The following is a 25,690-nucleotide window of genomic DNA, read 5'->3' on the forward strand; positions in this document are numbered from 1 at the left end:
CACCCAATGGCGAAACGGGCCCCGACGTCGTCTACCTCATCGCCTTCAGCGTGTAGTCCATCCGCCGGCCCATCACGTCCGTGCGGGTGAGATCGAGCTTCGGCTCGACCTTCGGCCGGTTGACGATGAACGACATCCTGACCGTCTCGAAGCCGCGCGTGGAATCGAAGGCGTTGAGGCGGATGTAGCTGTCGGGATTTGCCTTGCGGCACGCCTTCAGTTCCATCATCACGCCGGCCGCGTCCTTCAGGTCGAACATCGGGTTGCCCCACATCTCCCAGAAGGTGTTGCGCGGATGCGGGTCGTCGGTGAACTCGATGCCGATGGCCCAGTCGTTCGACAGGCAGTATTCGACCTGGGCGACGATCTGGTCGTCGGTGAGGTCGGGCAGGAAGGAAAAGCAGCCCTGGGTGATACGCATGATTTGGTCTCCTGGATCAGACGGCCACGGCCGGTGTCGGCACAAAGTCGGACGTGTCGGTCGAGGTGTAGTTGAAGGTGATGGATCCCCAGGTATCGAGCGCTGCTTCCAGCGGTTTGCACCAGCGGGCCGCGGCGCGCAGGATGTCCGGGCCCTCCGCGTCGATGTCGCGACCCTCGTTGCGGGCGAGAACCATAGCCTCCAGTGCCACACGGTTGGCGGTCGCACCCGCCTGGATGCCCATCGGGTGGCCGATGGTGCCGCCGCCGAACTGCAGCACCACGTCGTCGCCGAAGAGGCTCAGCAACTGGTGCATCTGGCCGGCATGGATGCCGCCCGAGGCCACCGGCATGACCTTTTTCAGATCGCCCCAGTCCTGCTCGAAGAAGACGCCGCGTTCGAGATCCACCGCGTTCTTGGCCTCGCGCAGCACGTTGTAGTAGCCCTGTACGGTCATCGGATCGCCTTCGAGCTTGCCCACAGCCGTGCCCGCGTGAAGATGATCGACACCGGCGAGCCGCAGCCATTTTGCGATGACGCGGAACGAGATGCCGTGGTTCTTCTGGCGCGTGTAGGTGCCGTGGCCGGCGCGGTGCATGTGCAGGATCATGTCGTTGGCCCGGCACCATTCCGAGATCGACTGGATCGCCGTCCAGCCGACGATGAGATCGACCATGACGATGACCGAGCCAAGCTCCTTGGCGAATTCGGCCCGGCGGTACATCTCCTCCATCGTGCCGGCGGTGATGTTGAGATAATGGCCCTTGATCTCGCCGGTCTCCGCGGACGCCTTGTTGACGGCCTCCATGCAGTAGAGGAACCGGTCGCGCCAGTGCATGAAGGGCTGTGAGTTGATGTTCTCGTCGTCCTTCATGAAGTCGAGCCCGCCCTTGAGCCCCTCATAGACCACCCGGCCGTAGTTCTTGCCGGAAAGCCCCAGCTTCGGCTTGGTGGTGGCGCCGAGCAGCGGCTTGCCGAACTTGTCGAGCCGCTCGCGCTCCACGACGATGCCCGTCGGCGGGCCCTTGTAGGTCTTCACGTAGGCCACGGGAAAGCGCATGTCCTCAAGACGTGCGGCCTTCAGCGGCTTGAACGAGAAGACGTTGCCGATGATCGAGGCGGTGAGGTTGGCGACAGATCCCTCCTCGAACAGGATCAGGTCATAGGCGACGTAGCAGAAATACTGGCCCGGCGTTCCCGGCACCGGGTCGACCCGGTAGGCCTTGGCGCGGTAGCTGTCGCAGGCGGTCAGACGGTCGGTCCACACGACCGTCCATGTTGCCGTGGAGCTTTCGCCGGCAACCGCCGCGGCCGCCTCGATCGGATCGACGCCATCCTGCGGTGTGATGCGGAAGAGGGCGATGACGTCGGTGTCCTTGGGCTCGTAGTCGCCGTTCCAGTAGCCCATCTGGGCGTATTTCAGGACGCCTGCCTTGTAGCGTTCCTTGCCGCGGATTTCGGTGGTGGTGCTGTCCATGATCGGTTTCCTTTTCGGTTCGTCCGGCGCCTATGCGGCCGCTGCCTTGGCGACGTGCGGGTCGAGCAGGCCGGCGGCATAGCGCCGGGCCATTTCGCTCATCGGAACGGGTTTGATCTTCGATGCCTGACCGGCTGCGCCGAAGCGGGCGAAGCGGTCGATGCAGAGCGCGCGCATGGCGTCCATCGCGGGCTTCAGGAACTTGCGCGGGTCGAACTCGGCAGGGTTTTCCCGCGCGATGCGGCGGAACTGTCCGGTCATCGCCATGCGGCAATCGGTGTCGATGTTGACCTTCCTGACGCCATGGCGGATGCCGCGCTCGATCTCCTCCACCGGCATGCCGAAGGTCTGGGGCATCGCGCCACCGTGGGCGTTGATGATGTCCTGCAGTTCCTGCGGCACCGAGGATGATCCGTGCATGACGAGATGCACGTTCGGAAGCCGCGCGTGGATTTCCTCGATCACGTTCATGGCGAGGATATCGCCGGTCGGCTTGCGGGTGAACTTGTAGGCCCCGTGCGAGGTGCCGCAGGCGATCGCCAGCGCATCGACCTTGGTGCGCGCCACGAAATCGACGGCCTGATCGGGATCGGTGACGAGCTGGTCGTGATCGAGCTTGCCTTGCGCGCCGTGGCCGTCCTCGGCCTCGGCCTCGCCGGTCTCCAGTGAGCCGAGCACGCCGAGTTCGCCTTCGACCGAGGCCCCGACCCAGTGCGCCATTTCCGCGACGCGGGCGGTGATGTCGACATTGTAGTCGTAGGAGGCGGGGGTCTTGGCGTCCGCCATCAGCGAGCCGTCCATCATCACCGAGGTGAAGCCGTGGCGGATGGCGGTGAGGCAGGTGGCCTCGTCGTTGCCGTGGTCCTGGTGCATGCACAGCGGGATCTCGGGATAGATCTCGGCGAGCGCATCGATCATGCGGGCGAGCATGATGTCGTTGGCGTAGGCCCGCGCGCCACGGGACGCCTGGATGATGACCGGCGCATCACAGGCGCGGGCCGCCTCCATGATCGCGAGCCCTTGCTCCATGTTGTTGATGTTGAAGGCGGGAACGCCGTAGCCATGCTCGCCCGCGTGGTCGAGCAACTGTCTGAGGGTTATGCGTACCATGGGTTCAGTCCTCCTGGTTGCCGGGCCCTTTGGAGCGGGCCTCTTGGTGGTCGGGGTTTCATGCAGATCGTTCGCCGAGTGCCTCGGCCGCAGCTTCGGCCACGGTCTCCGGCGTGATGCCAAAGTGACGGTAGAGCTGTTCGGCCGGCGCCGAGGCGCCGAAACCGGTCATTCCGATGAAGCGTCCGTCCGGCCCGAGGATCGCGTCCCAGCCCTGACGAATGGCGGCTTCCACGCCGATGCGTGGGGCGTCGCCCAGAACGCGGGCGCGGCAGTCCGCAGGTTGCTCGGAGAAGAGCTCGAAGGACGGCATCGAGACGACGGCAGCGCCGATGCCGCGTGAGGCCAGCAGATCGGCCGCTTCCATCGCCAGCGAGACCTCGGAGCCGGTGGCGATCAGGGTCACCTCGCGCCCGCCTTCCGGCTCGCTGAGGATGTAGCCGCCGCGCGCGACGCGGTTCTCGTCCGTGGCCGAAGACCTCAGCGCCGGCAGGTTCTGTCGCGACAGGGCGAGCAGCGACGGGCGGGTCGTCTCGGCAAGCGCGCAGGCCCAGGCCTCCGCCGTCTCGATCGCATCCGCCGGGCGGAAGACCAGCAGGTTCGGGATGGCCCTGAGCGATGCCAGATGCTCGACCGGCTGGTGCGTCGGGCCGTCTTCGCCCAGGCCGATGGAATCGTGCGTCATCACGTAGACCACGCGTTGACCCATCAGTGCCGAAAGACGGATGGCCGGCCGACAATAGTCCGCAAAAACGAGGAACGTGCCGCCGTAGGGAATGAAGCCGCCGTGCAGCGCCATGCCGTTCATGACGGCCGCCATGGCGTGCTCGCGGATGCCGTAGTTGATATAGTCGCCCGCATAGTCGCCGGGTGCGATCGCCTTCTGCGCCTTGACGCGGGTGCCGTTGGAGCCGGTGAGATCGGCCGAGCCGCCGATCAGTTGCGGCAGCGCCTGCGTGTAGACCTCCAGCGCCTTTTGCGAAGCGACGCGGGTGGCGAGTGTCGGTTTCTCCTCGGCAAACGTCTGCTTCAGCCGGGCCAGCGCTTCGTCAACGGCAGCGCGCGTGTCGCGCGCAAGATGTGCCGTGAATGCGGCGTGACGGCTGTCGTCGGCCGCATTGAGGCGCACGTTCCAGGCAAGATGCTGCGCCGTGCCGTGGTGGGCCGCAGCGCTCCATGCGATGCGGATATCGTCCGGGATCTCGAATGCGGCGTACGGCCAGTCGAGCGCTTCGCGGGCGCCGGCGATTTCCGTCGCGCCGAGCGGCGAGCCGTGGCAGCCCGAGGTGCCGGCCTTGGTCGGTGCGCCGAAACCGATGGTGGTGCGGCAGGCGATCAGGCTCGGCCGGTCGGAAAGACGCGCCTCGTCGATCGCTCCGGCGATGGCTGCGGGGTCGTGGCCGTCGATGCGGCAGGCGTTCCAGCCCGATGCCTCGAAACGGGCGATCTGGTCGGTGCTGTCCGATAGCGAGACGGCCCCGTCGATCGTGATTTCGTTGTCGTCCCACAGCACCACGAGTTTCGACAGCTTCAGGTGCCCGGCAAGCGCGATGACCTCCTGGGAGATGCCTTCCATCAGGCAGCCGTCGCCGGCGATCACGTAGGTCATGTGATCGACGAGATCGTCACTGAAGCGGGCATTCATCATTCGCTCGGCGAGCGCCATCCCAACGGCATTGGCGAGCCCCTGGCCGAGCGGCCCGGTGGTCGTCTCGATGCCGGCGCCGTGACCATATTCCGGGTGGCCGGCGGTCTTTGCTCCGAGCTGGCGGAAGCACTTCAGCTCATCGATCGTGAAATCGGCGTATCCGGTCAGGTGCAGCAACGCATAGAGCAGCATCGAGCCGTGTCCGGCCGACAGGACGAAGCGGTCGCGGTCCGGCCAGTCGGGCGTCTGCGGATCGAACTTCAGGAACCGGGTGAAGAGCACGGTGGCGACATCGGCCATGCCCATGGGCATGCCGGGATGGCCGGACCTGGCCTTCTCCACCGCGTCCATGGCGAGTGCGCGCAACGCATTTGCCATCTGGCGGTGATCGACGGCGCGGCCGTCCTTCTCCAGTGTCGTGGCGGTGTCGGGACGGTTCATCACTTTGCTCCCTCGCTGATGGCGACACGCGGGCGGGGGCGGGAGCGCTGCGCGCGGCGGCTGCGCTCCACCAGTTGCAGGATCATCGGCGTCAGGATGAGCTGCATGCCGAGGTCGAGCTTTGCGCCCGGAATGACAATGGAATTGGCACGCGACATGAAGCTGTCGGGGATCATCGACAAGAGATAGGGAAAGTCGATGCCGCGCGGGTTGCGGAAGCGGATGACGACCATCGATTCATCGGCCGTCGGGATCCACCGGGCAATGAACGGATTGGAGGTGTCGACCGTCGGCACCCGCTGGAAATTGATATCGGTCTCGGTGAACTGCGGGCAGATGAAGCGGATGTAGTCCGGCATGCGCCTGAGGATCGTGTCGGTCACCGCCTCTGTGGAATAGCCGCGGGTGTCGCGGTCCCGGTGGATCTTCTGGATCCACTCCAGGTTGATGACCGGCACGACGCCGATCTTGAGATCCGCGTGACGGGCGAGATCGAGTGTTTCCGTGACGATCGCGCCGTGCAGTCCTTCGTAGAACAGGAGGTCGGTGGCGTCCGGCAGGGGAGACCACGGAGTGAACGTGCCGGGCGCCGAGCCGAAGAGGGCGGCTTCCTCGTCATCGTGAATGTAGTGGCGGGTCTGGCCGGTTCCGGTCTCGCTGTAGCTGTGGAAGAGGTTTTCCAGACTGTCCAGAATGTTCGCTTCCGGGCCGAAATGGCTGAAATTGGAGTTGCCGGTCTGCGTCTCGGCAAGCATCACGCGTTGCATTTCCGCGCGGTCATAGCGATGGAAGGCATCGCCTTCGATGAATGCCGCCTCGATGCCTTCGCGACGGAAAATCTGCGCGAAGGTCTGGCGAACGGATGTGGTGCCCGCGCCGGAGGAGCCGGTAACCGAGATGATCGGATGAAGTGTCGACATGATCAGCCTCCCTCAGGCGCGAAACAGGCCGCGCCGGCCGAAGAGCGGGGCGTTTTCGCCCAGTGACTGGGGGTCGTTGAGGTAGCGCTCGATGCGCTCCACCTCTTCGCGCGCACCGAAGATCAGCGGCACGCGCTGGTGCAACTCGTCCGGAACCTGGTCGAGAATGGCGCCCGCGCCGGTGGAGGCCGCACCGCCCGCCTGTTCGACGAGAAAGGCGACCGGGTTGGCCTCGTAGACCAGCCGCAACCGGCCTTCGCCATATCCCTGGCGCTGGTCCGAGGGGTAAAGAAAGACCCCGCCACGTGCCAGAATGCGCGAGGCCTCGGCCACCAGCGAGCCGTACCAGCGCATGTTGAAGTCCTTCGTGCGCACGCCGTCGTCGCCGGCAAGGCAATCGTCGATATAGGCGCGCAACGTCTCGTCCCAGTGCCGGTAGTTGGAGGCATTGATGGCGAATTCTTCCGTGGCATGCGCAATGGAGGCCGTGTCGTTGACGAGCCGGAACGTGCCGTCGCGGCGGTCGAGGACGAAGACATGGGTGCCGTCGCCCACTGTCAGCGCCAGTTCGGTCATGGGACCGTAGACGAGAAATCCTGCCGCGAGCTGACTGCGCCCGATCTGTCGAAAGCTTGCCTCGCCGCCGGCGGCGAGCGCCGGGAGGATCGAGAAGATCGTACCCATCGGCAGGTTGATGCCAATGTTGGACGAGCCATCGAGAGGGTCGACCGCGACGGCGAGCGCAGCGTCCGGCCGGAGAGAGATCGGCTCTTCCGCTTCCTCCGAGCCGACGTAGGCAACGGGGGCATCGGCCAGCGCCGCGATCACAGCGTGGTGGGAGGTGAGGTCGAGGAGCTTTTGCAGGTCACCGTCGGAATTCTCGCCGACGATGCCGGACTGGTCGCCGGCAAGCGGCCCGGCCGCCACGAGGGTGGAGATCTTCGTTCCCACCTCCGCGAGCGCCATGAGCGTTGCAGCGATATCCCGGCGGGCCGTGTCATCGCCCGCCCAGTGCTGCAACCAGTCCGAAAGTTCCTTGAAATGCGTCATCTTCATTTCCTCCGGGACCGCATCTTGTCGATTGTTCCCGTCTTCGCTGCGGGGCGAGGCGGGCGCAGGTCCCCTGTCCGTTGCAGGGCGAGCCTGCGTCGGGGGTGTCGTCTCTGGTTGTTTCTATGGTTCTTTGGACCGTCTTTCCGCGCCGGTATTCCACATCAGGTGCTTTGCCTGGGGTGTCCGACGTCGATGGAACGACGATGGGAAGAGTTGCGTATAAAGGAAAGTTGAAAGAAATTAGCCTGCGTTAAATTTTATTGAAGGGCACATCATGCGCAACGTTTCGCTGAAACAGCTGAGAGCTCTCGCGGCGGTGGTGCGCACCGGCACGGTCACGGCGGCGGCAGCCGAGCTTCATGTGACGCCCCCGGCGGTTACCACCCAGATGCGGCTTCTGGAGGAAGCGGCCGGAATGCCGCTGGTGCAGCGTTCCGACAACCTGTTTCATCCCACCGAGGCGGGAGCTGAAGTCCTGGGTGCGACAAAACGTATCGAGGCTGCGCTGACGGAATGCAATGCGGCGCTGGAGCTTTTGCGCGGGCTTGGCCGTGGCCGGGTGGCGGTCGGCGTGGTCAGTACGGCGAAATATTTCGCGCCGATGGCGATAGCCGGATTTGCCGGCGATCACCCGGATGTCGAGATCCGGCTGGTGGTCGGAAACCGGGGAGAGACGGTAGCGGCGCTGGCCGACTCCTCGATCGACATCGCGGTCATGGGGCGCCCGCCAAGCGAACTGGACGTGGAGGCGGACATAATTGGCGATCATCCGCACATCATCATCGTTCCCCCGGACCATCCACTGGTAGGCCGCGGCCCGGTCAGCATCACGGAGCTGGCGGAGGAAACTTTCCTGGTGCGCGAACGTGGGTCGGGTACGCGCCAACTCACCGAACGGGTGCTTGCCGAGATGAATATGGAGGCACCGCGCTACGGCATGGAGATCAGCTCCAATGAGACGATCAAGCAGGCGGTGATGGCCGGGCTCGGCATCGCACTCCTTTCCGCGCATACCTGTGCCATGGAACTGGAGGCGGGGAGGCTTGCAATGCTCGATGTCATCGGCCTTCCGGTGATGCGGCAATGGTTTGTGGTCAAGCGTGCCGATCGTCGCCTGTTGCCGGCGGCCGAGGCGTTCCGCGCCTTCATGGGCAAGCGCGGGGCGGAGTATCTGCCGGCGCCGGATCTGGCGCGGCCGCCTGGCGGAGCGAGAAGGCGGGGGTGATCGGCGAGCGAAGGATGTGCCGCAGCCGACACTCTTCCGCCAAACGTCCGGCAACAGGCCCGGCTACCGCCACATGCCCTTCATCTTCGCCTTGAGGTCGACAGGTTGTACGGCAGCGCGTGCGGCGGCGGCCTCCGCCGATCTCGGTGCCGTCGGCCACGCGCAGCGCTCATAGCGATCGAGCGACGAGGTATCGATGAAGCGGGTGCGGCTGGCATAGACGTGGCGATCGCCGCGCGAGCGCTGGCCGTGGGTGTAGAAGCGCTGCGGCGTGACCAGGTGCAGCGCGTCCTTCGCCCGCGTCATCGCCACGTAGAGCAGGCGACGCTCCTCCTCGATCTCGTTGCTGGTTCCGACGGCGAGGTCGGACGGGATGCAGCCATCGACGCAGTTGAGCACGAAGACCTGTTTCCATTCCTGCCCCTTGGCCGAATGGATGGTGGAGAGGATCAGGTAATCCTCGTCGAGCAGCGGAGGACCGGCCATGTCGGAGGTGGCGTCGGGCGGGTCGAGGGTGAGGTCGGTCAGAAAGCGGGCGCGGTCGGGCGCGGCTGCCGCGATCTGTTCCAACTGCGCGAGATCGGCCTTGCGGATATCGGCGTCTTCCTCGTGCCGGCGTTCCAGATGCGGCTCGTACCAGCGCCGGACGCGTTCGATCTCCGCCGGCCACGCGATGGCACGGCGGCGCAGATCGGAGACGAGCGCGACGAACCCTGCCCACTCCTCGCGCGCCTTGGCAGCGATCGGAAAAGCGGCGAGTTCGCCGACCGGATCCTCGGTGACGGCAAGCGCATCCATGATCGCGCCCGCCGTCGACGGCCCGACGCCGGGGATGAGTTGCAACACGCGAAAACCGGCCACCCGGTCACGTGGATTGTCGGCAAAGCGCAAGGTCGCGAGCGTGTCCTTGATGTGGGCGGCGTCGAGGAACTTGAGCCCGCCGAACTTCACGAACGGGATGTTGCGGCGGGTGAGCTCGATCTCCAGCGGCCCGGAATGGTGGGAGGCACGAAAGAGCACGGCCTGATGCTTCAGGAGCGTGCCGGCCTCGCGCATCGCCAGCACCTCCTCGCAGACATAGGCCGCCTGGTCGTTCTCCTCGCGCACGGTGACGAGCTTCGGTTTCGCGGTGCTTGTCCGCTCCGTCCACAGGTCCTTGGCATGGCGTTCGCGCGCCTGTGCGATGACGGCGTTGGCGGCCTCCAGGATCGGCGCGGTGGAGCGGTAATTGCGCTCCAGCGTCACCATGCGGGCGGGCTGTGCGAAGAGGCCGGGGAAGTCGAGGATGTTGCGCACTTCCGCGCCGCGAAAGGAATAGATCGACTGCGCATCGTCGCCGACCACCGTGAGCCCGCGCCCGTCCGGCTTCATGCCCGTCAGGATCGCGGCCTGGAGTTTGTTGGTGTCCTGATACTCGTCGACGAGCACATGGTCGAAACGGCCGCCGATTTCTTCGCCAAGTCCTGCCTCCGTCACCATCGCGCGCCAGTAGAGCAGCAGATCGTCGTAATCGAGCACGTTCTGCGCCTGCTTGGCGTCGACATAGGCCGCAAACAGCGCCTTCAGCGCCGCCACCCAGTCGAGGCACCAGGGAAACGAGGTCTTCAGAACCTCTTCCAGATCGGCCTCCGCATTCACGCAACGCGAATAGATGGCAACGCAGGTGCCCTTGGCGGGGAACCGGCTCTTGGTCTTCGACAAGCCCAACTCGTGGCGGACGAGGTTCATCAGATCGGCGGAATCGGCCCGGTCGTGGATCGAGAACGCGTCGCTGAGGCCAATGATAGGGGCGTATTCGCGAATGAGCCTTGCGCCGATGGCATGGAAGGTGCCGGCCCAGGTGAGCCCGTCGGCAAGGATGGCGGCCTTCTCGCCTATCACCTCGCGGGTGATGCGCTCCACGCGCTTGCCCATCTCCTGCGCGGCGCGGCGGGAGAAGGTCATCAGCAGGATACGGCGCGGATCGGCGCCGGAGACGATCAGGTGCGCGACTCTATGGGCGAGCGTGTTGGTCTTGCCCGAGCCCGCGCCGGCAATCACCAGCAACGGATCGGCAATGGCGCCGGACCCGTGCAGAACGGCATCGCGCTGCTCGGCATTGAGGCGGTCGAGATAGGTCGGGGATGGGGGCGATTCGCTTTCGGCCAGGCTCATGCGTCCATGTAGCGATATTCTCGCTTTGTTCGCAACGGGTGCGGGGATACCGCAGGGGAGAGGGATGCCGCACGCGCAAAAACGGCAGGAACGAACCATCGCCGCTCTATCTCTCCGGCGTCATCCCGGCTCTCCGGTGTCATCCCGGGCGCGTTGCAACGTGAAACGTTGCCGCGCTGACCCGGGTTCTCGAGCGGCAGACACCGTGCGTTGATCCTGGATCTGCGAAGCGGCACTTCGTACCGCATCGCGTCCGGGATGACGCTGGAGAGATTGAATGCCGGAGAGCGGCCTGAAACGGGAAATCCAAGGGTCGCGCTCCTTACCCCTTCTCGAGCTCGCTCAGCGCCATGTCCGTCGCCATGCGGGCGAAGTCGGCGCGGGTCAGCGGGCCGCCGGGGCGGAACCAGGTGAAGGCCCAGTTCAGCATCCCCATCAGGGCCATCGTCACCGCGATCAGCCGGGGCCGATCGATATCGGGTGCGATCTCGCGGATCGTCAGGCGGAAGCGCTCCAGGATCGATCGTTCCACCTGCCGGATCCGCTGGACATCCTCATCGGGCAGCGCACCGAGGGCGCCGAGCTGCAGGCGGTGCAGGTCGTCCGCGTCCTCGTAAAGATCGAGCAGCGTGGAGGAGAGCCGGTGCAGGCGCTCGCGGCCCGCAAGGCCGGCGCTTACCTCTGCCAGAGCCTCGTCGATCTCGCTCAGATGGGTATGGATGATGTCGAAGACGAGTTCGTCGCGGTTGCGGAAGTAGTGGTAGAGCAGGGCCTTGGAGATGCCGCAAGCCTCCGCGATCTGCGTCATCGAGGCCTTGCCGTCGGCCTTCGACAGGATGCGGGCGGCGGCGCGATGGATCGCATCGCGCTTGTCGTCGTAATCGGCCGCTCGTGTGCGCGCCATGCCTCAAGCTCCAAGATAGGCTTCGCGCACGCGCGGGTCGGCGATGAGATTGCCGGCCGAACCGGAAAGCGCGATCTTTCCGGTCTCCATAACATAGCCGCGATCGGCGATGGACAGCGCCGCGTAGGCGTTCTGTTCCACGACCAGGAGCGTCACGCCGCGTTTCCGCAAGGTCGAGATCACCTCCAGGATCTGGTCGACCAGAACCGGCGCCAGTCCCATCGAGGGTTCGTCGAGAAGGAGCAGCTTCGGGCGGCCCATGATCGCGCGCCCGATGGCGAGCATCTGCTGCTGGCCGCCGGAAAGCCCGCCGGCCGCGAGATGACGCTTGGTCTTCAGGATCGGGAACAGCGTGAAGACGTCCTCCATGTCCGGGCTGAGATCGTCGGTGCGGTGATAGCCGCCAAGCGCGAGGTTTTCCTCCACGCTGAGGTCGCCGAAGATCTGCCGGCCCTCCGGCGAATGCGCGATGCCGAGACCGGCGCGCGCGTGATCGGGCACCCTGGCGAGCGGCGCGCCGGCATAGCGGATCGTTCCCGCCTTTGTCGGCTGAACGCCGGAGATGCAGCGCATCAATGTCGTCTTGCCGGCGCCGTTCGCGCCCACCAGCGTGACGATCTCGCCTTCATTCACGAAGAGATCGATGCCGTGCAGCACCTCGATCGGGCCGTAGGACGTCACGAGGCCTGAAATTTCCAGAAGGGGGTCAGGCATGGGCCGCTCGCGCCTCCGCTGCGCCGTGCGCGCCGAGATAGGCGGCGATCACGCGTTCGTTGTCCCGGATTTCCTCCGGCTTGCCTTCGGCAATCTTGGAACCCTGGTCGAGCACCACGATGTGCGACGAGATCCGCATGACCATGCGCATGTCGTGCTCGATCAGCACCACGCAGACGCCTTCGTCCGCGATCGCGTGGATGAGGTCGTCGACCTCGCGGGTTTCCACCGCGTTGCAGCCGGCGGCCGGCTCATCAAGCAGCAGGATCGAGCACCCCGTCACCAGGGCGCGAGCGATCTCCAGCCGCTTGAGCTGGCCGTAGGAGAGCTCCGAGGCCGGCCTCGCGGCAAGGTTAGCGAGTCCGACGCGTTCGAGTGCCGAAAGGGCGAGCCCCCGGCTCTTGGCCGTCTCGCGCAGGCTTGACGGCAGGCCGAGAAGATCGGCCAGCAGATTGGACGTCTCGCGCAGGTGGCAGCCCGTCATCACGTTGTCGAGCGCGGTCATCTGCGGAAAGATCTGCAGGTTCTGGAAGGTGCGGGCCATGCCGCGCCGGGCAAGCCTGTGCGGCGGTTCGCCGGTCACGTCCGCGCCCTCGATGCGCACATGGCCGGTGTCGGCCGCATAGACACCGCTGATCAGGTTGAACAGCGTGGTCTTGCCGGCGCCGTTGGGGCCGATGATCGACGTCACCTCGCCGGCGGCGGCCGAAAAGCTGACGCTGTCCACCGCCTTGATGCCGCCGAAGGAGATGCCGAGGTTCTCGATTTCAAGCCGGTTCATTTCGACCTCCCGCGCATCGCTAGCCGGTGGGCAAGATCGCCCAGCGCCGGCACGAGTCCGCGCCGCATGGCGACCATGGTCGCGACCATCACGCCGCCCAGCACGATGTGCTCGTATTCGGCGACGAAGGTGAGAACCTGGGGCAGGGCGGTCAGGATCAGCGAGCCGACGATGGCGCCGTAGACGGTCGTCGCGCCGCCGAGCACGGCCATGGTGACCATCTCCACCGAGTGCATGAAGCCGGCGGTATCCGGCGTGATGTAGCCGTTGGCAAGCGCCAGAAGCGAGCCGGCCACCGCCGCATAGACGGCCGAGATCGCGAATGCCACGACCTTGGCGCGCGCCACGTCGACGCCGAGCGAGGAGGCGGCCACATCGCTGTCGTGGACGGCCCGGAGCGCGCGGCCCCACGGGCTGTTGCCGAGATTGACCGCGAGCACGACGCCGATGGTGGCCACGAGCCCGGTCAGCCAGTACCAGGCTTCCGTCGATTTCATCTTGATGCCGACAAGCGCGAACCAGTGGCGCGGGTTGAAGCCGGCAACGACCATGCCGTCCGGCCCGCCGGTCAGCCACGATTCCTTCGTCAGCACCATCCAGATCAGCATGCCGAGGCCGAGCGTGGCGATGGCGAGATAATAGCCGGAAAGCCTGAGGATCGGCCGGCCGATGACCATGGCCAGCAGCCCGGCCGCCGCCGCGCCGACAAACAGGGCTGCCCCCGACGGCACGCCATAGCCCGGCAGCACGGCCACCGCATAGGCGCCGATGGCGAAGAAGCCGGCATGGCCCAGGCTGACGAGCCCGACATAGCCCAAGAGCACCACGATGCCGGTGACCGAGATCGTGTTGATCCAGATGAGCGAGCCCACGCGGAAGTAGTAGCTGGACGGGAAGATCAGCGCGCCCGCGACGACGAGGGCGAGCGTGATGAGAAGCGCTTTCAGGGTCGGGTTCATCACACGCGCTCCGTTGTGCGGCGTCCGAACAGGCCCTGCGGCATGACGAAGAGAACGAGAAGGATGACGATGAAGGCAGCCGCGTCCTTGTAGTCGGACGAGATATAGCCGGCCGTCATCGCCTCGATCAGGCCGATGGCGAAGCCGCCGACGAGCGCGCCGGCGGGCGAGCCGACGCCGCCAAGCATGGTCGCGGAAAAGCCCTTCAAGGCCATCAGAACGCCCGCGTCGTAGCTGGTGAAGGTGACGGGGGTCGCGAGCACGCCGGCCAGCGCGCCGATGCCGGCCGACAGCGCGAACGACAGGTTCATCGCGCGGCCCGTATTGATGCCGACGAGCACCGCGGCAAACCGGTTCGAGGCGGTTGCACGGATGCCGCGGCCGGCATGGGTGTGGCCGATGAACCAGGCAAGCGCCGCGAACACGACGAAGCTGCCACCGATGATCCACAGGCTCTGCGGCAGCAGCGTCGCGCCCAGGAAGCGCAACGCGTCATCGCCGGAGAAGCCCTCGTAGCGGTGGATCTGCTTGTCGAAGACGACCTGCATGACCCCGCGCAGGAAGATGCTCGCGCCGATGGTGATGATCACCAGCGAGACGAGCGGCGCCTTGCCGGCCGGCTTGATAGCCAGCCGATAGAGCGCGATGCCGACCAGCGTTCCCGCGATGACCGCAAGCGGCGCGGCGATGATCACCGGCACGCCGAGCGCAATCAGCGCGGCGGCTGTCATGCCGCCGATCACGACGAACTCGCCTTGGGCGAAGTTCACCACGCCGGAGGCGTTGTAGATGAGGGTGAAGCCGAGCGCGACGGCGGCATAGATCGCGCCGACCGTCACGCCCGAAAGAACGAACTGGAGAAGCTCGGACAAGGTCGCCCCGTTACTCTACCGGAACCCAGCCGCCTTCCTGAATTTCCAGCATGCGGAAAGCAGTCAGGTTGAGGCCGAGGTGATCCGTGGGGGACATGGTGTAGACGCCGGTGACGCCGGCATAGTTCTTGGTCTCCTCAATCCCGTCGCGGATATCGTTGGAATCGCTCGAGCCCTTGGCCTTGATGGCGGCAACGACCATCTGGAAGGCGTCATAGGCATAGCCGCCGAACGTGGACGGGGCCTCGCCATAGGCGGCCTTGTAGTCCTTGATGTAGCTGACGACAGGCTGCTTCTGCGGATCGCTGTCGGCAAGCTGGTCGGGGATCAGCATCGGCGTTGCCGGAAGACGCACGCCTTCCGCCGCATCGCCGGCAAGGTGGATGAAGCTGTCGGAAGCCACGCCGTGGCTCTGGTAGAAGGGCAGCTTGATGCCGAGCTGGGCGTAGTTGCGCGTCACCACGGCCGGACCCTGGCCGAAGCCGGGATTGACGATCGTCTCGATGCCGGCGGTGTTGGCGATGTTGGTGAGCTGCGGGGTGACGTCCGCATCGCCCGGGCCGTAGGTCTCGTCAGCAACGATCTCGACGCCCGCTTCGCCCGCCACCGCCAGGCACTGTTCGCGCATCGACTTGCCGAAACCGCCCGTGCCGGAGATGAGCCCGACCTTGGACATGCCGCGCTTGGTGATGTCCTCGAAGATCTTGAGGCAGGCCATCTTGTCGGTGTGCGGCGTCTTGAAGACGTATTTCTGCACCGGATCGATGATCACGACCGCACCGGCGAGCGAGATGAACGGGATCTCGGCCTGCGTGAAGAGCGGGGCCATCGCCATGGTGGCGCCGGTCGAGGATCCGCCGATGACCGCGACGACCTCGTCCTCCTCGATCAGGCGGGTGGCGAAGGTGCGCGCCTTGTTCGGATCGGCGCCGTCGTCATAAAGGACGAGCTCGACCTCTTCGCCGTTGATGCCGCCGGAGGCGTTCAACTGGTCGACGAGCATCCTGAGGGTCTTGGCTTCCGGATCGCCCAGGAACGAGGCGGGGCCCGTGACGGCCAGCGAGGCGCCTATCTTGATCTGCGCGAGCGCGGGCGCAGCAGTCAGCAGGGCGAGCGCGGTCGCGCACGCGCCGAGTTTGGCAAGCGTCATTTTTTCCTCCCAAATCGTCACATATCGAGTTCCCAATCTCGAATTATGTGATGTGTTATTTATTGACCGTGCGGTCGGCTTATGCAACATCTTTTTTCCAGGAGGAGTTCGAAGAGGCGATCCGGTCGCAACTTCGACATCAATTGGGAGGTAGCGGAATGAACGAGCCCGGGGCAGCGCCCGAGCTGCTGGAAGAGATCGCCGACGGCGTCATGACGCTGACGCTGAACCGGCCGGACAAGCTCAATTCGTTCACGCCTGAAATGCACGCGCTGCTGCGCGCCGCGCTCGCGCGCGCTGCCGAGGAGCCCACCGTGCGGGTCGTGCTGCTGACCGGGGCGGGGCGCGGCTTTTGCGCCGGTCAGGATCTGGGCGCCCGTCATCCCGACAGCGGCGGCGGCGCGCCGGATCTGGGCGAGACCATCGAGACGCTGTGGAACCCGATGGCCCGCGCGATCCGCGATCTGCCGAAGCCGGTCATCTGCGCGGTGAACGGGGTGGCCGCCGGCGCGGGCGCCAATCTGGCGCTTCTGTGCGACATCGTTCTGGCGGCCGAGAGCGCCCGTTTCATCCAGTCCTTCGCCAAGCTCGGGCTGGTGCCCGATTCAGGCGGCACCTGGACGATGACCCACCGGCTCGGCGAGGCGCGCGCCAAGGCGCTGATGCTCACGGGCGAGCCGCTGCCGGCGCCCAAGGCCGAGGAATGGGGGCTGATCTGGCGCGCGGTGCCGGACGACAAGCTGATGGACGAGGCGCGTGCGCTCGCCGCCGGTTTCGCGCAAGGCCCGACCTTCGGCTACGGCCTCACCAAGCAGGCGGTTCATGCCGCCGGGCACCTGAGTTTCGATGAGAGCCTCGACCTGGAACGCGATTCCCAGCGCCGCGCCGGCCGCAGCGCCGACTATGCCGAGGGCGTGCGCGCCTTTATGGAAAAGCGCAGCCCTGTCTTCACCGGGGAGCCGTCATGAGCGCAAACGATCAGGCCGGCATTCTTCCGGACGCGCAGGACGTCGCCGAACGTTGCGCGCAGGCGATGTGGTCGAGCGACCATGCCAGCCAGGGGCTCGGCATGGCCATCGTCGCCGTCGGTCCGGGCACCGCGACGCTCACCATGCGTGTTCGCAAGGACATGCTGAACGGGCTCGGCACCTGCCACGGCGGCTTCATGTTCGCGCTCGCCGACAGCGCCTTCGCCTTTGCCTGCAACACGCACAACCAGTTCACCGTCGCCCAGCACTGCTCCATTACGTACCATGCGCCTCCGGGCGAGGGCGTGCTGCTGACGGCGAGCGCGAAAGAGGTTCACCGGTCCGGCCGGTCCGGTCTCTACGACATTGCCGTCACGGGTGAGGACGGGACGCTTTATGCGACCTTCCGCGGTCATTCGCGGACCGTCCCCGGCACGCATCTGGGCGACGGCTGAGGCAAAACGACGAATTCAAAACAGCTCCGGGCGCCGGGAGGGCGCCGCTCAAGGGAGGGATTTTATGCTCGATACTGTCAAGACGAGGCGTGCGCCGCTCGATCCGATCGAGACCGCGTCGCGCGACGAGATTTCCGCGCTCCAGCTCACGCGGATGAAGGACACGCTGAAGCGCGCCTACGAGGGCTCGCCGTTCTATCGCCGCAAGTTCGACGAGGTCGGCGTCCATCCGGATGACCTGAAGACGCTTGCCGATCTCGCCAAGTTTCCCTTCACGGTGAAGCAGGACCTGCGCGACAATTATCCCTTCGGCATGTTCGCCGTGCCGCAGGACCAGATCGCAAGGCTTCACGCCTCGTCCGGCACGACCGGCAAGCCCACCGTCGTCGCCTACACGAAGAACGACATCGAGATGTGGGCCGAGGTCGTCGCCCGCTCGATCCGGGCCGCCGGCGGCGCGCCGGGCGATATCCTGCACAATGCCTATGGTTACGGCCTCTTCACAGGCGGTCTCGGTGCCCATTACGGGGCGGAGAAGGCCGGCTGCACGGTCATTCCCGTCTCCGGCGGCATGACCGAGCGCCAGGTGACGCTGATCGAGGATCTGAAGCCCTCGATCATCATGGTGACGCCGTCCTACATGCTCTCCATTCTCGATGCCTATCGCGCCGCCGGGCTCGATCCGCGCGCCTCCTCGCTGAAGGTCGGCATCTTCGGCGCCGAGCCGTGGACCAACGCCATGCGCGAAGAGATCGAGCACGCCTTCGACATGGATGCCGTGGACATCTACGGCCTGTCGGAAGTGATCGGCCCGGGCGTTGCGCAGGAATGCGTGGAGACCAAGGACGGCCTGCACATCTGGGAGGATCACTTCTATCCGGAGGTCATCAACCCGGAGACCGGCGAGCCGGTGGCCGAAGGCGAGAAGGGCGAGCTTGTCTTCACCTCGCTCACCAAGGAAGCCTTCCCGATCATCCGCTACCGCACCCGCGATCTGACCCGGCTGCTGCCGGGCACAGCGCGCTCCATGCGCCGCATGGAGAAGGTGACGGGACGTTCGGACGACATGATCATCCTGCGCGGCGTCAACATCTTCCCGACCCAGATCGAGGAACAGATCCTGAAATGCGCGGGCCTGTCGCCGCATTACGAGATCGTGCTTTCCCGCCAGGGCCGGATGGATACGATGACCGTGCGCTGCGAGTGCAAGGAAGGCGAGAGTGCAGCGCATGTCGCCGGCGAGGCCTCGCGCGAGCTGATGCACCACATCAAGAGCGTGATCGGCGTGTCCTCGCGCGTGGAGGTGGTCGAGCCGGGCGGGGTCATGCGCTCGGTCGGCAAGGCCAAGCGCGTGCGCGACGAACGTCCCGAACGCTGAGTGCCGCGCGACTTCGGCCCGAGCGCCGGATGGCGCGTGACTTCGGATTGAGTGGCGCAGATACGCTGGCTAAAAGGGGCTCTTCGCCACTCCCGGAGTTTTCAATGTCCACCGCGCTCATCGACCAGATCCTCGAAAGCTTCCCCGTTCGCGCGGGGGCTTTCATCGTCACGCTTTACGGCGATGTGGTTGCACCGCGCGGCGGCGAGGTCTGGATGGGCAACATCATCGAGGCGTGCAAGGTCGTGGGCATCGGCGAAAGCCGGGTGCGTACGGCGGTCTCGCGGCTTGTTGCCGCCGGCCAGATCGAGGGCGAGAAGGAAGGGCGCAAGAGCTACTACCGGTTGACGGAGCGTGCCAGCGACGAGTTCACCCGTGCGGCACGGCTGATCTACCGGCGACCCAATGTGGCGCGGCTGAAGGGCTGGCATCTGGTCCTGCTGCCGCACGGGGCGGAACGCGAGGCGCTGGTCTCCCGGCTGACGAGGCTTCGTTTCGGCATGGCGCTGCCGCATCTGGCGATCCTGCCGGATCGCGGCGAACCGCTGCCGCCGCTGGGCGCGCCGCATTTCCTGGCCACCACCGAGGACGATCTCACCGAGGTCGCGCGCGGTGCCTGGCACATGGAGGAGCTTGCGGAACGGGTCGATCACTTCGTGGCCGGGTTCGCGCCGCTCAAGGGGATCCGCTGCGCGCCGCGCGATGCGCTGGGGCTGCGGCTCCTGCTGGTCCACACGTTCCGCCAGATCGCGCTCGCTGATCCGATGCTGCCGGTGCCGATGCTGCCGCAGGACTGGAAGGGGCCGGAAGCGCGCGGCCTGTTCGCGCAGCTCTATCTGGAGCTGTCGCCGGCGGCCGATGCCGCGATCGCGGAGACCTTCGTCGACCGCGATGGGCCGCTGACCGCCGACCCGACGCGCATCGCCCGCCGGATCGCGGATCTTTCGTACAGCTAGGGACTTGCCGCAACCGCGAACGGAAAAGGGAGGAATGATCTGACCATAAATATGTCACACTTTTTTGGATTTACTCCTTGAAATGTGATGTAAAGAGTGTCAAATCAGCGCATGGGAGAAAGGCGGCCGTCGCGAAGGAGGCGTGACGGCGCGCAAACGGAACCGGGCCGATGCCGTCCTTTGCGATGGAGCGGCGTTCCGGCCGTTGTTCTCCGACCGAATTCCTCCAGACCGAACCGACACAGCCGCCTCGTGCGGGCAGTCGACACACCGATCTCGGTCAAGGCATTCAGGCGAGGAGTTGAGGCCATGTACGCGCAGCTTGTGGAAACCGAGAAGGCCGGCGGGACGCCGGAAGAACAAGCGTTCCAGAAGCGGATAGACGACGGGATCAAGATCGAGCCCAAGGACTGGATGCCCGAGGGCTACCGCAAGACGCTCGTCCGCCAGATCGGCCAGCATGCCCACTCCGAGGTCGTCGGCCAGCTGCCCGAGGGCAACTGGATCACCCGCGCACCGACGCTGGAGCGCAAGGCGATCCTGCTCGCCAAGGTGCAGGACGAGGCGGGCCACGGGCTCTATCTCTATTGCGCGGCCGAGACGCTCGGCGTCTCGCGCGACGAGATGACCGAGCAGCTGCTCGCCGGCAAGTCGAAATACTCCTCGATCTTCAACTATCCGACGCTGAGCTGGGCCGATATCGGCGCCATTGGCTGGCTGGTGGATGGCGCCGCGATCATGAACCAGGTTCAGCTGCAGCGCTGCTCCTACGGGCCCTATTCGCGCGCCATGATCCGCATCTGCAAGGAAGAATCCTTCCACCAGCGTCAGGGCTTCGACATTCTGCGCGTGCTCTGCCAGGGCAGCGACGAGCAGAAGGAGATGGCCCAGGACGCGATGAACCGCTGGTGGTGGCCGTCGCTGATGATGTTCGGGCCGTCGGACAAGGATTCCGTCCACACCGCGCAGTCGATGCGTTGGGGCATCAAGCAGGCGACCAACGACGACCTGCGCCAGAAATTCGTCGACCAGACCGTGCCGCAGGCCGACTGGCTGGGCCTGAAGGTTCCCGACCCCGAGCTGAAGTGGAACGAGGACAAGGGCGGCTACGACTTCGGCGAGCCCGACTGGAACGAATTCTTCAACGTCGTCAAGGGCAACGGCCCCTGCAACAAGGAACGTCTGGAGGCCCGCCGCAAGGCCTGGGACGACGGCGCTTGGTTCCGCGACGGGCTGATGGCCCATGCGGAAAAGAAGCGCGCAGCCAAGGTCGCCGCGGAATAGGCCGGACAACGGCGCCGGATATCTGGGAGAGTATCGATGAGCACTGAATGGCCCCTGTGGGAAGTCTTCATTCGCGGCCAGCACGGCCTGTCGCATCGCCATGTCGGCAGCCTGCATGCGCCCGACGCCGAAATGGCGATCCGCAATGCCCGCGACGTCTACACGCGCCGCAATGAGGGGCTCAGCATCTGGGTGGTGCCCTCAGTCGAGATCACCGCCTCCTCGCCGGAAGAGGCCGGGCAGCTGTTCGAGCCGTCGGAAAGCAAGATCTACCGTCACCCGACCTTCTTCGAGATCCCCAAGGAAGTGGGGGCGATGTGATGATGGATCCGTTCGTCACCTTTTGCCTCAGGATGGGCGACAACGCGCTCATTCTCGCCCAGCGCACGGGCGAATGGTGCGGCCATGCGCCGGCGCTGGAAGAGGACATCGCGTTTGCCAACATGGGCCTCGACCTGATCGGCCAGACCCAGCTCTGGCTGAAGCTTGGCGGTGAGGCGGAAGGCAAGGGCCGCTCCGCCGACGATTTGGCGTTCCTGCGCACCGAACGGCAGTTCACCAACTGCCAGCTGGTCGAACAGCCCAATGTCGATTTCGCGCACGCACTGATGCGGCAGTATCTGTTCGACGCCTGGCACCTGCCGATGCTCGACGGGTTGACGCAATCCTCCGACGAGCGCGTGCGGGCGGTTTCGGCCAAGGTCATCAAGGAAGTGCGCTACCACATCGATCGCTCGCGCGATCTCGTCATCGGACTTGGCGACGGCACCGACGAAAGCCGGGCCCGGATGCAAGGCGCGCTCGACGAGCTTTGGCCGTTCACGGCCGATCTGCTGGCGAGTGACGAGATCGACGACGACCTGACCGCCAGGGGTGTCATTCCCGATCCCGCCCCCGTCATCGAGGCGTTCAATGCCGAGACGGCCGCAACTTTCGCCGCTGCCACGCTCACCGTCCCGCACACCGGTCTCACCCGCACCGGCGGGCGCAACGGCATTCACACGGAGCACATGGGGTTCATCCTCGCGGAGATGCAGTATCTCCAGCGGACCTACCCCGGTGTGAGCTGGTAGGCCCATGCAAGCCTCCCTCGACACCGTGTGGACCTGGCTCGGCGAAATCCCGGACCCCGAAATCCCGGTGATCTCGCTCGCCGACCTCGGCATCATCCGCGCCGTCGGCTACGACGACGACAAGCTGGTGGTGACGGTGACGCCGACCTATTCCGGCTGTCCCGCGACCTCGATCATCGCGCTCGACATCGAGACCGAGCTTTTGAAGCGCGGTGCGCAGAAGGTGGAAATCCGGCAGCAGCTTTCCCCCGCCTGGACCACCGACTGGATCAGCCGGGAGGGCAGGGAGAAGCTGCGCGCCTTCGGCATCGCGCCGCCGGCGATGGCGGCCGCCAATTGCGCGGGAATGCTGAAGGCCCAGAACGTCACGTGCCCGCATTGCGGTTCCGAGGACACCGAAAACATCAGCCCGCGCGGTTCCACGCCCTGCAAGGCGCAGTTCCGCTGCCGCTCCTGCATGGAGCCCTTCGATTACTTCAAGGCGATCTGAGATGAGCGATTTCTATCCCCTGACCGTCACCGACATCGCCCACGACACCCGTGACGCGGTCGTCCTCACGCTGGCGCCGCGCGCGGCCGATGCCGAGCGCTTCGCCTTCACGCCCGGCCAGTACCTGACCTTCAAGAAGGATTTCGAGGGCGAGGAGCTGCGCCGCAGCTATTCGATCTGCGCCGGCACCGGCGAGGGCGTCCTCAAGGTGGGCATCAAGCGGGTGGGCGGCGGCGCGTTCTCGTCGTTTGCCAAGTCCGAGCTTCATGTCGGCGACACGCTGGAGGCGATGCCGCCGCAAGGCCGCTTCGGGGTTCCCGCCGGCACGAAGGCGCACCGGTATCTGGGCTTTGCCGCAGGCTCCGGCATCACGCCGATCCTTTCCATCGTCAAGTCGGTGCTGGAAGGCGACGCGAATGCCGAGTTCACGCTGGTCTACGGCAATCGCTCGGTGGCCCAGATCATGTTCCGCCGCGAACTAGCCGACCTCAAGGATCGCTACCTCAACCGGCTCAACGTCATCCATGTCTTTTCCGGCGAGGCGCAGGAGATCGAGCTTTTCTCCGGCCGCATCGACAAGGACAAGTGCAAGGCGCTGTTCGGCCCCTGGGTGCAGCCCGAAAATGCCGATCTCGCCTTCATCTGCGGCCCGCAAGGCATGCGGGAGGAGGTCTCCGCCGCGCTTGAGGAAGCGGGGATGGCGAAGGAGCGGATCAAGTTCGAGCTCTTCGGCGCCGCCCAGCCGGGCCGGGCGAAGATGAAGGCGGATGCTGCGGCCGCGCGCGCGGCCGGCGACATGGTCAAGGCGACCATCATCATCGACGGCAACCCGCACACGTTCCAGATGCCGCGCAAGGGCCAGTCGGTGCTGGAAGCCGCGCGCGAGCACGATATCGACGCGCCGCATTCGTGCTGCAACGGCGTCTGCTCCACCTGCATGGCGCGGGTGAAGTCGGGCGAGGTGGAAATGGCGCAGAACTTCGCACTGGAGGACTACGAGGTGGAGCGCGGCGTCGTGCTGACCTGCCAGTCCTATCCGGTGAGCGACGAAATCACGATCGAATACGAAGGACACTGACATGCTCGAACGCAGCGAGCCGGTACGGCTTGGGAGTTATCTCGCAGGCCGCTGGCAGGAGGGCGCTGGCGAAGGGAGCCTTGTTCACGATGCGGCGACCGGCAGGCCCGTCGCCCGCCTTGGCACCAGTGGCATCGACATGCAGGCCGCGCTTCGATACGGCCGGGAGGTGGGCTCGCCCGCCCTGCGCGCCCTGCGCATTCATCAGCGCGCGCTGATGATGAAGGAAATCGGCCTGAAGCTTCTGGAGCTGAAGGAGGAGTTCTACGAGCTTTCCTATGCCACGGGCGCCACGCGGTCCGACGGTTGGGTCGATATCGAGGGTGGCATCGGCACGTTGCTGTCCTACGCCTCGCTCGGTCGCCGCGAATTGCCCAACGGCCACGTCATTCCCGACGGCAAGCCGGAGATCCTGTCGAAGGACGGCAGCTTCATCGGCCAGCACGTCTTCACGGCGATGCAAGGCGTGGCGATCCACATCAACGCGTTCAACTTCCCCGTCTGGGGCATGCTGGAAAAGCTTGCGCCCACGTGGCTTGCGGGCATGCCGGCGATCGTCAAGCCGGCGAGCCAGACGGCCTATCTCACCGAACGCGTCGTGCGCCGCATTCTGGAGATGGGCGTTCTGCCCGAAGGCGCGCTGCAGCTCATCTGCGGCTCCACCGGCGACCTGCTCGACCATGTCACGTGTCAGGACGTGGTCACCTTCACCGGTTCGGCCGCGACCGCCAGGAAGCTGCGCCGCACGCCCGCGATCATCGAGAATTCGGTGCGCTTCACGGCGGAGGCCGACAGCCTCAATGCCTCCATCCTCGCGCCCGACGCGGTGCCCGGAACGGAGGAATTTGATCTCTACATCAAGGAAGTCCATCGCGAGATGACCGCGAAGGCGGGGCAGAAGTGTACCGCTATCCGCCGCGCCATCTTGCCGGCCGAGCATCTGGATGCCGTCATCGAAGGGCTGGGCGCGCGCATCGAAAAGACCACGATCGGCGACCCGTCGGACAAGGAGACCCGGATGGGGCCGCTCGCCTCGATGGATCAGCTTGCCGATGTGCGCGCCGCCGTGCGTACGCTTTCCGGCGAGGCCGATATCGTGATCGGCGATCCTGAGACGTGCCCTGTCGAAGGCGGAGCCTTCATGGCGCCGTGCGTGCTGGTCTGCAAGGACCCGCTGACCGCCTCCGTTCCGCACGAGGTGGAGGCCTTCGGCCCCGTCTGCACGCTGATGCCGTATGAAAGCCTGGAGGACGCGATTGCGATCGCCAACCGCGGTTCGGGCTCGCTGGTCGCTTCGATCTTCACCAATGATGCGGAAAACGCGCGCACGCTCGGTCTCGGCATTGCCCGGCTGCACGGCCGCGTGATGCTCGGCAACCGGGCATCTGCGAAAACCTCGACCGGCCACGGCTCCCCGCTGCCGCAACTCGTCCATGGCGGCCCGGGCCGGGCGGGCGGCGGCGAGGAACTGGGCGGCGTTCGCTCCGTCTTCCATTTCATGCAGCGCACCGCCCTTCAGGGCACGCCGGACCTGATCACCGCGATTGCGGGGAAATGGATGCCGGGAGCCGCGCGAAACACCGATGGCCCGCACCCCTTCCGCAAGTCGCTTGCCGAGCTTGAGATCGGCGATACCATCGTGACCGGCAGCCGCGTCGTGACGCTGGAGGATATCGAGCATTTCGCGAAGTTCACCGGCGATACGTTCTACGCCCACATGGACGAGGAGGCGGCGAAGCGGAACCCGTTCTTCGACGGCCGCGTGGCGCATGGCTATCTGATCGTGTCGTTTGCGGCGGGTCTGTTCGTCCAGCCGGACGAGGGGCCGGTGCTTGCCAACTACGGCGTCGACAACCTGCGCTTCATGGCCCCGGTCTATCCCGGCAACGCCCTTCAGGTGCAGCTGACGGCGAAGCAGATCGTCGAGCGCGAGAGCGAGGATTACGGCGAGGTCCGCTGGGACTGCACCGTGACCCGCGATGGCGGCGAGGTGGTCGCGCAATATGACGTGCTGACCATGGTCGCAAAGACCTGGCCGCGGGCTTAAGCCGCACAGGCAAAGGTGGGCAGAGGGGCTTGTGGCCCATCCTTCGAGACGCGGTCTTGCGACCGCTCCTCAGGATGACGTTATCGTGTTGTTATTTCTGTGAAACCAACAACAAACACAACGTCATCCTGA

Annotated in this window: 24 protein-coding genes; 11 read left to right on the top strand and 13 right to left on the bottom strand. The window is 65.6% G+C overall.

Annotation, left to right across the window (positions count from 1 at the left end):
* Nucleotides 1–31 precede the first annotated feature (31 nt).
* From C8N35_RS11315 to C8N35_RS11340, 6 genes are read right to left on the bottom strand one after another with little or no spacing between them, the layout of a single operon-like run.
* The gene (locus C8N35_RS11315; RefSeq protein ID WP_107989800.1) at nucleotides 32–421 is read right to left on the bottom strand and encodes a ribulose bisphosphate carboxylase small subunit; all 390 of its coding nucleotides are present in this window, start codon (nucleotides 419–421) and stop codon (nucleotides 32–34) included.
* A gap of 16 nt (nucleotides 422–437) precedes the next feature.
* Entirely contained in the window at nucleotides 438–1,898 is a 1,461-nt protein-coding gene (locus C8N35_RS11320; RefSeq protein WP_107989801.1) for a form I ribulose bisphosphate carboxylase large subunit, read from the bottom strand.
* A gap of 30 nt (nucleotides 1,899–1,928) precedes the next feature.
* Nucleotides 1,929–3,008, bottom strand: a complete 1,080-nt coding sequence (gene fba / locus C8N35_RS11325) for a class II fructose-bisphosphate aldolase (protein WP_107989802.1) — start codon at nucleotides 3,006–3,008, stop codon at nucleotides 1,929–1,931.
* 58 nt (nucleotides 3,009–3,066) lie between these two features.
* Entirely contained in the window at nucleotides 3,067–5,097 is a 2,031-nt protein-coding gene (gene tkt, locus C8N35_RS11330; protein ID WP_107989803.1) for a transketolase, read from the bottom strand.
* Nucleotides 5,097–6,017: a phosphoribulokinase gene (locus C8N35_RS11335; RefSeq protein ID WP_107989804.1), complete on the bottom strand. Its 921-nt coding sequence runs from the start codon at nucleotides 6,015–6,017 to the stop codon at nucleotides 5,097–5,099. The genes tkt and C8N35_RS11335 overlap by 1 nt, the downstream gene beginning before the upstream one ends.
* Before the next feature lie 12 nt (nucleotides 6,018–6,029).
* A complete protein-coding gene (locus C8N35_RS11340; protein WP_107989805.1) occupies nucleotides 6,030–7,067 on the bottom strand; it encodes a class 1 fructose-bisphosphatase in 1,038 nt (345 codons plus the stop codon).
* A gap of 277 nt (nucleotides 7,068–7,344) precedes the next feature.
* Between C8N35_RS11340 and C8N35_RS11345 the strand changes: the two genes are divergently transcribed.
* Nucleotides 7,345–8,295: a LysR family transcriptional regulator gene (locus tag C8N35_RS11345; RefSeq protein WP_107989806.1), complete on the top strand. Its 951-nt coding sequence runs from the start codon at nucleotides 7,345–7,347 to the stop codon at nucleotides 8,293–8,295.
* Between the two features lie 63 nt (nucleotides 8,296–8,358).
* On the opposite strand, the gene C8N35_RS11350 is transcribed toward C8N35_RS11345, so the two are convergent.
* The 7 genes from C8N35_RS11350 to C8N35_RS11380 form a co-directional block, all read right to left on the bottom strand.
* Nucleotides 8,359–10,449, bottom strand: coding sequence for an ATP-dependent helicase (locus C8N35_RS11350; RefSeq protein ID WP_107989807.1), 2,091 nt, complete (start codon nucleotides 10,447–10,449; stop codon nucleotides 8,359–8,361).
* Nucleotides 10,450–10,771: 322 nt separating this feature from the next.
* Nucleotides 10,772–11,353 carry a TetR/AcrR family transcriptional regulator gene (locus C8N35_RS11355; RefSeq protein ID WP_107989808.1) on the bottom strand — a complete coding sequence of 194 codons (582 nt, stop codon included), beginning with the start codon at nucleotides 11,351–11,353 and terminating at the stop codon, nucleotides 10,772–10,774.
* 3 nt (nucleotides 11,354–11,356) lie between these two features.
* A complete protein-coding gene (locus C8N35_RS11360; RefSeq protein WP_107989809.1) occupies nucleotides 11,357–12,067 on the bottom strand; it encodes an ABC transporter ATP-binding protein in 711 nt (236 codons plus the stop codon).
* Nucleotides 12,060–12,848, bottom strand: a complete 789-nt coding sequence (locus C8N35_RS11365; RefSeq protein WP_107989810.1) for an ABC transporter ATP-binding protein — start codon at nucleotides 12,846–12,848, stop codon at nucleotides 12,060–12,062. The genes C8N35_RS11360 and C8N35_RS11365 overlap by 8 nt, the downstream gene beginning before the upstream one ends.
* Entirely contained in the window at nucleotides 12,845–13,807 is a 963-nt protein-coding gene (locus C8N35_RS11370; RefSeq protein ID WP_107989811.1) for a branched-chain amino acid ABC transporter permease, read from the bottom strand. Before C8N35_RS11370 ends, C8N35_RS11365 begins: the two co-directional genes overlap by 4 nt.
* Nucleotides 13,807–14,679 carry a branched-chain amino acid ABC transporter permease gene (locus tag C8N35_RS11375; protein ID WP_107989812.1) on the bottom strand — a complete coding sequence of 291 codons (873 nt, stop codon included), beginning with the start codon at nucleotides 14,677–14,679 and terminating at the stop codon, nucleotides 13,807–13,809. The genes C8N35_RS11370 and C8N35_RS11375 overlap by 1 nt, the downstream gene beginning before the upstream one ends.
* Before the next feature lie 10 nt (nucleotides 14,680–14,689).
* Complete coding sequence (locus C8N35_RS11380; protein ID WP_107989813.1) at nucleotides 14,690–15,829, bottom strand: ABC transporter substrate-binding protein; 1,140 nt, start codon at nucleotides 15,827–15,829, stop codon at nucleotides 14,690–14,692.
* A 158-nt stretch (nucleotides 15,830–15,987) separates the two neighbouring features.
* On the opposite strand from C8N35_RS11380, the gene paaG reads away from it, so the two are divergent.
* From paaG to paaZ, 10 genes are all read left to right on the top strand, one after another.
* Complete coding sequence (paaG, locus tag C8N35_RS11385; protein WP_107989814.1) at nucleotides 15,988–16,797, top strand: 2-(1,2-epoxy-1,2-dihydrophenyl)acetyl-CoA isomerase PaaG; 810 nt, start codon at nucleotides 15,988–15,990, stop codon at nucleotides 16,795–16,797.
* The gene (gene paaI, locus C8N35_RS11390; RefSeq protein WP_107989815.1) at nucleotides 16,794–17,252 is read left to right on the top strand and encodes a hydroxyphenylacetyl-CoA thioesterase PaaI; all 459 of its coding nucleotides are present in this window, start codon (nucleotides 16,794–16,796) and stop codon (nucleotides 17,250–17,252) included. The genes paaG and paaI overlap by 4 nt, the downstream gene beginning before the upstream one ends.
* Before the next feature lie 64 nt (nucleotides 17,253–17,316).
* Entirely contained in the window at nucleotides 17,317–18,630 is a 1,314-nt protein-coding gene (paaK, locus tag C8N35_RS11395) for a phenylacetate--CoA ligase PaaK (protein ID WP_107989816.1), read from the top strand.
* A gap of 104 nt (nucleotides 18,631–18,734) precedes the next feature.
* Nucleotides 18,735–19,586, top strand: coding sequence for a PaaX family transcriptional regulator C-terminal domain-containing protein (locus C8N35_RS11400; RefSeq protein WP_107989817.1), 852 nt, complete (start codon nucleotides 18,735–18,737; stop codon nucleotides 19,584–19,586).
* A gap of 309 nt (nucleotides 19,587–19,895) precedes the next feature.
* Nucleotides 19,896–20,870 carry a 1,2-phenylacetyl-CoA epoxidase subunit PaaA gene (gene paaA, locus C8N35_RS11405; RefSeq protein WP_107989818.1) on the top strand — a complete coding sequence of 325 codons (975 nt, stop codon included), beginning with the start codon at nucleotides 19,896–19,898 and terminating at the stop codon, nucleotides 20,868–20,870.
* A gap of 36 nt (nucleotides 20,871–20,906) precedes the next feature.
* Nucleotides 20,907–21,191 (top strand): 1,2-phenylacetyl-CoA epoxidase subunit PaaB, encoded by a 285-nt coding sequence (gene paaB, locus C8N35_RS11410; protein WP_107989819.1) that lies wholly within the window; start codon nucleotides 20,907–20,909, stop codon nucleotides 21,189–21,191.
* Nucleotides 21,191–21,943 (top strand): 1,2-phenylacetyl-CoA epoxidase subunit PaaC, encoded by a 753-nt coding sequence (gene paaC / locus C8N35_RS11415; RefSeq protein WP_210203491.1) that lies wholly within the window; start codon nucleotides 21,191–21,193, stop codon nucleotides 21,941–21,943. The genes paaB and paaC overlap by 1 nt, the downstream gene beginning before the upstream one ends.
* Nucleotides 21,944–21,947: 4 nt before the next feature.
* Nucleotides 21,948–22,433, top strand: coding sequence for a 1,2-phenylacetyl-CoA epoxidase subunit PaaD (gene paaD / locus C8N35_RS11420; RefSeq protein ID WP_107989820.1), 486 nt, complete (start codon nucleotides 21,948–21,950; stop codon nucleotides 22,431–22,433).
* A gap of 1 nt (nucleotide 22,434) precedes the next feature.
* Nucleotides 22,435–23,511 (top strand): ferredoxin--NADP reductase, encoded by a 1,077-nt coding sequence (locus C8N35_RS11425; protein ID WP_107989821.1) that lies wholly within the window; start codon nucleotides 22,435–22,437, stop codon nucleotides 23,509–23,511.
* 1 nt (nucleotide 23,512) lies between these two features.
* Entirely contained in the window at nucleotides 23,513–25,558 is a 2,046-nt protein-coding gene (gene paaZ, locus C8N35_RS11430) for a phenylacetic acid degradation bifunctional protein PaaZ (RefSeq protein ID WP_107989822.1), read from the top strand.
* Nucleotides 25,559–25,690: the final 132 nt, after the last annotated feature.

It is taken from the genome of Breoghania corrubedonensis, assembly GCF_003053845.1.
GTDB classification, from domain to species: Bacteria; Pseudomonadota; Alphaproteobacteria; order Rhizobiales; family Stappiaceae; genus Breoghania; species Breoghania corrubedonensis.

Bases quoted from the DNA above. Each gene is read 5' to 3' on its own strand.
- C8N35_RS11315 (WP_107989800.1), bottom strand. From the start codon at position 421: ATGCGTATCACCCAGGGCTGCTTTTCCTTCCTGCCCGACCTCACCGAC.
- C8N35_RS11320 (WP_107989801.1), bottom strand. From the start codon at position 1,898: ATGGACAGCACCACCACCGAAATCCGCGGCAAGGAACGCTACAAGGCA.
- fba (WP_107989802.1), bottom strand. From the start codon at position 3,008: ATGGTACGCATAACCCTCAGACAGTTGCTCGACCACGCGGGCGAGCAT.
- tkt (WP_107989803.1), bottom strand. From the start codon at position 5,097: ATGAACCGTCCCGACACCGCCACGACACTGGAGAAGGACGGCCGCGCC.
- C8N35_RS11335 (WP_107989804.1), bottom strand. From the start codon at position 6,017: ATGTCGACACTTCATCCGATCATCTCGGTTACCGGCTCCTCCGGCGCG.
- C8N35_RS11340 (WP_107989805.1), bottom strand. From the start codon at position 7,067: ATGACGCATTTCAAGGAACTTTCGGACTGGTTGCAGCACTGGGCGGGC.
- C8N35_RS11345 (WP_107989806.1), top strand. From the start codon at position 7,345: ATGCGCAACGTTTCGCTGAAACAGCTGAGAGCTCTCGCGGCGGTGGTG.
- C8N35_RS11350 (WP_107989807.1), bottom strand. From the start codon at position 10,449: ATGAGCCTGGCCGAAAGCGAATCGCCCCCATCCCCGACCTATCTCGAC.
- C8N35_RS11355 (WP_107989808.1), bottom strand. From the start codon at position 11,353: ATGGCGCGCACACGAGCGGCCGATTACGACGACAAGCGCGATGCGATC.
- C8N35_RS11360 (WP_107989809.1), bottom strand. From the start codon at position 12,067: ATGCCTGACCCCCTTCTGGAAATTTCAGGCCTCGTGACGTCCTACGGC.
- C8N35_RS11365 (WP_107989810.1), bottom strand. From the start codon at position 12,848: ATGAACCGGCTTGAAATCGAGAACCTCGGCATCTCCTTCGGCGGCATC.
- C8N35_RS11370 (WP_107989811.1), bottom strand. From the start codon at position 13,807: ATGAACCCGACCCTGAAAGCGCTTCTCATCACGCTCGCCCTCGTCGTC.
- C8N35_RS11380 (WP_107989813.1), bottom strand. From the start codon at position 15,829: ATGACGCTTGCCAAACTCGGCGCGTGCGCGACCGCGCTCGCCCTGCTG.
- paaG (WP_107989814.1), top strand. From the start codon at position 15,988: ATGAACGAGCCCGGGGCAGCGCCCGAGCTGCTGGAAGAGATCGCCGAC.
- paaI (WP_107989815.1), top strand. From the start codon at position 16,794: ATGAGCGCAAACGATCAGGCCGGCATTCTTCCGGACGCGCAGGACGTC.
- paaK (WP_107989816.1), top strand. From the start codon at position 17,317: ATGCTCGATACTGTCAAGACGAGGCGTGCGCCGCTCGATCCGATCGAG.
- C8N35_RS11400 (WP_107989817.1), top strand. From the start codon at position 18,735: ATGTCCACCGCGCTCATCGACCAGATCCTCGAAAGCTTCCCCGTTCGC.
- paaA (WP_107989818.1), top strand. From the start codon at position 19,896: ATGTACGCGCAGCTTGTGGAAACCGAGAAGGCCGGCGGGACGCCGGAA.
- paaB (WP_107989819.1), top strand. From the start codon at position 20,907: ATGAGCACTGAATGGCCCCTGTGGGAAGTCTTCATTCGCGGCCAGCAC.
- paaC (WP_210203491.1), top strand. From the start codon at position 21,191: ATGATGGATCCGTTCGTCACCTTTTGCCTCAGGATGGGCGACAACGCG.
- paaD (WP_107989820.1), top strand. From the start codon at position 21,948: ATGCAAGCCTCCCTCGACACCGTGTGGACCTGGCTCGGCGAAATCCCG.
- C8N35_RS11425 (WP_107989821.1), top strand. From the start codon at position 22,435: ATGAGCGATTTCTATCCCCTGACCGTCACCGACATCGCCCACGACACC.
- paaZ (WP_107989822.1), top strand. From the start codon at position 23,513: ATGCTCGAACGCAGCGAGCCGGTACGGCTTGGGAGTTATCTCGCAGGC.